Annotated in this window: 5 protein-coding genes; 2 read left to right on the top strand and 3 right to left on the bottom strand. The window is 72.7% G+C overall.

Annotated elements, in window-relative coordinates:
• Positions 1-140: 140 nt before the first annotated feature.
• Positions 141-1,283 carry an acyl-CoA dehydrogenase family protein gene (locus AC2W7G_RS08745; RefSeq protein ID WP_485868090.1) on the bottom strand — a complete coding sequence of 381 codons (1,143 nt, stop codon included), beginning with the start codon at positions 1,281-1,283 and terminating at the stop codon, positions 141-143.
• A 176-nt stretch (positions 1,284-1,459) separates the two neighbouring features.
• On the opposite strand from AC2W7G_RS08745, the gene AC2W7G_RS08740 reads away from it, so the two are divergent.
• Together AC2W7G_RS08740 and AC2W7G_RS08735 are read left to right on the top strand one after the other, a co-directional pair.
• Complete coding sequence (locus tag AC2W7G_RS08740) at positions 1,460-2,650, top strand: PP2C family protein-serine/threonine phosphatase (RefSeq protein WP_485868089.1); 1,191 nt, start codon at positions 1,460-1,462, stop codon at positions 2,648-2,650.
• Between the two features lie 76 nt (positions 2,651-2,726).
• The gene (locus AC2W7G_RS08735) at positions 2,727-3,527 is read left to right on the top strand and encodes an alpha/beta fold hydrolase (RefSeq protein ID WP_485868088.1); all 801 of its coding nucleotides are present in this window, start codon (positions 2,727-2,729) and stop codon (positions 3,525-3,527) included.
• Between the two features lie 19 nt (positions 3,528-3,546).
• Here the strand turns inward: AC2W7G_RS08735 and AC2W7G_RS08730 are convergent, their stop codons facing one another.
• Together AC2W7G_RS08730 and AC2W7G_RS08725 are read right to left on the bottom strand one after the other, a co-directional pair.
• Positions 3,547-4,380 carry an aldo/keto reductase gene (locus AC2W7G_RS08730; protein WP_485868087.1) on the bottom strand — a complete coding sequence of 278 codons (834 nt, stop codon included), beginning with the start codon at positions 4,378-4,380 and terminating at the stop codon, positions 3,547-3,549.
• A 64-nt stretch (positions 4,381-4,444) separates the two neighbouring features.
• Positions 4,445-5,288, bottom strand: an 844-nt coding sequence (locus AC2W7G_RS08725; protein ID WP_485868086.1) for an NAD(P)H-dependent oxidoreductase, incomplete at its 5' end; no start/stop codon positions are given.

Below are 5,288 nucleotides of genomic sequence, written 5' to 3'. Positions count from 1 at the left end.
CCACCAGCGCGAGCCCGTGGACCGCGACGGCGGCGCCGGCCACCAGGACGGTCACGGTCGCGGTCGCGTCCGTGCGCGGCGGCGTCGGCGGGGTCGTCATGGCGACAGCGTAGGGACGGCAGCCGTCCGCCGGACGGTCGCTACAGGCCCATCGAGCGGCCGACGATCTCCTTCATGATCTCGGTCGTGCCGCCGTAGATCGTCTGGATGCGGCTGTCGGTGTACGCCTTGGAGATCGGGTACTCGGTCATGAAGCCGTAGCCGCCGTGCAGCTGCAGGCACTGGGCCGCGGCCTTGTTCTGCAGCTCGGTCGTCCACCACTTGCCCATCGCCGCCTCCTCGGCGGTCAGCTCGCCGCGGTTGTGGGCGGCGATGCTGGCGTCGACGAACGCCTGGCCGATGCGGTACTCGGTCTCGAGCGACGCGAGCACGAAGCGGCTGTTCTGGAACGAGCCGATCGGCTTGCCGAACGCCTTGCGCTCCTTGACGTAGTCCAGCGTCATGTCCAGGATCGCCCGGGTCGCGGCCATCGCGCCGACGGAGATCGCCAGGCGCTCCTGGGGCAGGTTCTGCATGAGGTAGATGAAGCCGTGGCCCTCCTGGCCGAGCAGGTTGGCCACCGGGACGCGGACGTCGTCGAAGAACAGCTCGGCGGTGTCCTGGGCCTTGAGCCCCATCTTGTCCAGGTTGCGACCGCGCTCGAAGCCGGCCATGCCGCGCTCGACGACGATGAGCGAGACGCCCATGGCCCCGGCCGACGGGTCGGTCTTGGCCGCCACGACCACCAGGTCGGCCAGGATGCCGTTGGAGATGAAGGTCTTGGCGCCGTTGAGCACGTAGTGGTCGCCGTCGCGCACCGCGGTGGTCGCGATGCTCTGCAGGTCCGAGCCGGTGCCGGGCTCGGTCATGGCGATGGCGCTGATGATCTCGCCGGTGCAGAACGGCGGGAACCAGCGCGCCTTCTGCTCGTCGTTCGCCAGGGCCAGCAGGTAGCTGGAGACGAGGTCGGTGTGCAGCACGAAGCCCACGCCGCTCGCGCCGATGCGGGCCAGCTCCTCGGAGATGATCGCGTGGAAGCGGAAGTCGTGGATGCCGCCGCCGCCGTGCTCCTCGGGCATCATGAAGCCGAGCAGGCCCAGCTCGCCGGCCTTGAGCCACAGCTCGCGCGGGACGACGCCGCCCTTCTCCCACTGCTCGTGGTGCGGCGCGACCTCCTTCTCGCAGAAGGCGCGGACGGTGTCGCGGAAGGCGTCGTGGTCGGGCTCGAAGATGTCGCGCTGCATGGTGATGCTCCTCACGATGGTGGGCCCATCCTGACAGTGACGCTGTCAGGGTCGCAAGCGCCCCACCGGCCATCGCGCAGGGACGAGCGGCCAGCCCCGGTCGACGTCGTCAGGTCCCCGACCGGGTCGCCGACTAGGGTGCGGAGCAACCAGCACGACGGCGGACGGACGGGGACGTGGAGCGACAGGACGAGGCCGAGGCCGAGCAGCGGCGGCTACGCGCGGTGGAGAACGTGGGCGTCCTGGACGACGTCCACCAGCAGCGGCTCGACCGCCTGACCCGCACCGCCCAGGTGGCGTTCGACGTGCCGGCGTCCTCCATCACCCTCGTCGAGGCCGACCAGGCCTGGTACCCCACCATCTGCGGCCTGCCGAGCGACCCCGTCCCGCGCAAGGACACCTACTGCAGCCGCGCGCTCGAGATGGAGCCGGTCGTGGTCTCGACCGACACCGCCGCCGACCCGCGGTTCCGCGACCTGCCCTTCGCCACGGGCGACGCCGCGCTGCGCTTCTACGCCGCCCGCGTGCTGCGCGACGCCGCCGGCAACGCCCTGGGCACCTTCTGCCTGTTCGACTTCGAGCCGCGCGAGTTCGGCGAGCGCGAGCGCCGGCTGCTGGACGAGCTGGGCGGCTGGGCCGAGGCCGAGCTGCTCGCGTCGGCCGAGATGACCCGGGCCCACCAGGTGCAGGCGGCGATGCTGCCGGACGCGCCGCTGGAGCTCGAGCAGTGGCAGGTCGAGGGCGTGTGCACGCCCGCGCAGGCGGTCGGCGGCGACTACTTCGACTACTCGGTCACCGACGGGCTGCTCAGCTTCGGCCTGGCCGACGTCATGGGCAAGGGCACCGGAGCGGCGCTCATCGGCGCCGGCGTCCGGGTCGGCCTGAGGGCGGCCCGCAGCGCCGTGGCCGAGGGCACCGCCGACCTCGGGCGCGTCATCACCCTGCTGGAGCAGGGCAGCATCGCCGACCTGGACCGCGCCGGCTCCTTCGTGACCCTGTTCGAGGGGGTCGTCGACCTCGCGTCGGGCGAGCTGCGCTGGGTGGACGCCGGCCTGGGCCTGGCCGTCCTCGTCCGGGCCGACGGCACCGCCGAGCAGATGCGCGGCGAGGACCTTCCGCTCGGCGTGGTCCCCGGTCGCGGGTTCACCGAGCACGTCACCCGGATGGCGCCGGGCGACCGCCTCGTGGTGTTCAGCGACGGCGTCCTGGACCTGCTGGACGACGAGAACCGCTGGCTCGAGCCGGTCGCCGACCTCGTGCGCCGCCACGCCGTCCCCCGCGACCTGTTCGAGGCGGTCAACGCCCTGGCCCGCACCCGCACGCCCATGGACGACATCACCGTGCTGTCGGTGTACCGCCGCCCGTAGCCCACCCACCGAGCGCTTCCACGCGGGCGCCGCATGTGACATCCTGCGTGTCACGTAGCCGAACCGGAGGAGCCCGATGACCGCGTCCCCCACCCAGCGCCTGGCCACCACCCGCAAGGGCGCCGGCGAGCCGCTCCTGCTGCTGCACGGCATCGGCCACCGCCGGCAGGCGTGGGACCCGGTGCTCGACCGGCTGGCCGAGCGCTACGACGTGATCGCCGCCGACCTGCCCGGCTTCGGCGAGTCCGACCCGTACCCGAAGGGCTCGCGCATCGACATGGAGGCCGCCTGCCGCGTGGTGGTGGCCGAGCTCGAGCGCCAGGGCGTCGAGCGTCCGCACGTCATGGGCAACTCCCTCGGCGGCGCGATGGCGCTGGAGCTGGCCAAGCGGGGGCACGCCCGCTCGGTGGTGGCGCTCAGTCCCGCCGGGTTCTTCCGCCACCTCGGCGACCGCCTGCAGGCGCTCGTGGTGCTGGCCGTCCTCAAGGCGACGGCGGCGGCGCCGGACGGGCTGCTGCGGCGCGTCACCGCGACCCGGCTCGGGCGTCGGATAGCCGGGCTGGCGCTGTTCACGCACACCGAGCGGCTGGACGCCGACGGGATGTACGGCGACTCCCTCGCGCTCAAGCACGGCTCGGCGTTCTGGCCGATCGCCCGCTCCGGCGCGACCTACCACTTCGAGGGGACGGTCGACGTCCCCGTCACCGTCGCCTGGGGCACCCGCGACCGCATCCTGCGCCACGGCCAGGCGAGCCGGGCCCGGCGCCAGCTGGCCGACGCCCGTCACGTCGACCTGCTCGGCGCCGGCCACGTCCCGATGATCGACGAGCCGGACACGATCGTCCGGCTCGTCGAGGAGACGACCGCCCGGGCCTAGCCGCGGCGGCCGTCACCGGTCACGGCACGTAGTTGAACGTGTCCGGGTCCGGGCCGGTGCGGTGGCCCTTGTCGAGCCCGGCGATCGCGGCCACGTCGGCCTCGTCCAGCTCGAAGTCGAACAGCGCGAAGTTCTCCTCCACGCGCGAGCGGGTGACCGACTTGGGGAAGACGATGTCGCCGCGCTGGATCGCCCACCGCAGGGTCACCTGCGCCGGCGTGCGACCGACCTTGCGGGCGATCTCGGTGATCGTCGGGTCGTCCAGCACCTGGCCCTGCGCGATGGGCGACCAGGCCTCGGTGGCGATGCCCTTCTCGCGGTCGTAGGCGCGGATCGTCTCGTTGGTCAGGTACGGGTGCACCTCGACCTGGTTCACCGCGGGCACGATCTCGGCGGACTCCAGGACGCGGTCCAGGTGCGCGGGCTGGAAGTTCGAGACGCCGATCGCGCGGACGTTGCCGGACGCGGCGATCTCCTCCATCGCCTTCCAGGTGTCGACGTAGTCGACGTCGATGCCCGGCAGCGGCCAGTGCACGAGGAACAGGTCGACGTACGTGCCGCCGAGCTTGTCGAGCGTCTCGTCGAACGAGCGCAGCGCGTCGTCGCGACGGTGGTTGTTGTTGTTGAGCTTGCTGGTGACGAAGACGTCCTCACGGGCCAGGCCGGAGGCCTTGAGCGCCTCGCCGACGCCGGCCTCGTTGCCGTACATCTGGGCCGTGTCGACGTGGCGGTAGCCGACCTCGAACGCGGTCAGCACCGCGTCCTTCGTCTCGTCGGGATCGACCTGGAAGACGCCGAAGCCCAGCTGCGGGATCTCGACGCCGTTGTTGAGGGTGATGGTGGGAACGGTCATGGCCCCACCATAGAACCGTTCGCAAATACCCGCGCGTGCAAGCAGTTCCGGCGGACGGTGCTCGTCAGTCCACGCGATGGATGCCGAGGTCGGTCCGACCGGGCAGCAGGTCGGCCCGCAGGGCCCGGTCGTGGCCGTAGTCGCCGTCGCGCAGGCGCCGGAACGACCGGGCGGGCTCGGTGTCGACCGTCTCCAGCCGGGCCCGCAGCCGCTGCACCTCACGGTCGACGCCGGCCGCCTCGAGGGCGTCGGCGTCGGGCACCACGTGGAGGTCGAGCGTCTCGATGCCGACGTACCAGAGCACCCCGTGGGTGATCGGGAACAGCAGCGACTCGAGGTCCCCGCTGACGCCGCGCGGCCCCATCGAGCGCTCGTCCTCGCCCGCGGTGACGACGACCAGGGCCCGGCGTCCGGCCAGGCCGCCGTCCCCGTACCGCCGCGGCAGGCCCGTCCCGGGGTCGGTGTCGCCGAAGGCGAACCCGCTGGTCAGCACGCGGTCGAACCAGCCCTTCAGGATCGCCGGCGGGCCGTACCACCACAGCGGGAACTGCAGCACGAGCAGCTCCGCGGCGGCCAGCTTCGCCTGCTCCGCGCGGACGTCGGCGGGCTGCTGCCCGGCCGCGTACGCCTCGCCGGCCAGCACCGCGAGGTTGCCGGGCCGGTCGGCCAGGTCGCCGAGGTCGCGGTCGCCGAGCACGGGGTCGAAGCCCTGTGCGTTCAGGTCGGACGTCGTCACGTCGTAGCGGCGCGACAGGGCCGCGACGCCCTCGCGGAAGAGCCGACCGTTGAACGACCCGGGCCGGGGGTGGGCGTGGACCCAGAGCGCGGAGCCGGGGGTGGGGCGGGTGCTCGATCGTCGATCCGCGGCGCCGTCCGCCGGGGACGCCACGGCCACGACGCCGTGGTGA

The organism is Aeromicrobium sp. PFPM2_SD2 (assembly GCF_057364525.1).
Note: the sequence above shows the minus strand (reverse complement) of the source record. Positions and strands in the feature narration are given on the sequence as shown.

Coding starts and splice junctions, on each gene's coding strand:
- AC2W7G_RS08730 (WP_485868087.1), bottom strand. CDS start 4,380: ATGACCGTTCCCACCATCACCCTCAACAACGGCGTCGAGATCCCGCAG.
- AC2W7G_RS08735 (WP_485868088.1), top strand. CDS start 2,727: ATGACCGCGTCCCCCACCCAGCGCCTGGCCACCACCCGCAAGGGCGCC.
- AC2W7G_RS08745 (WP_485868090.1), bottom strand. CDS start 1,283: ATGCAGCGCGACATCTTCGAGCCCGACCACGACGCCTTCCGCGACACC.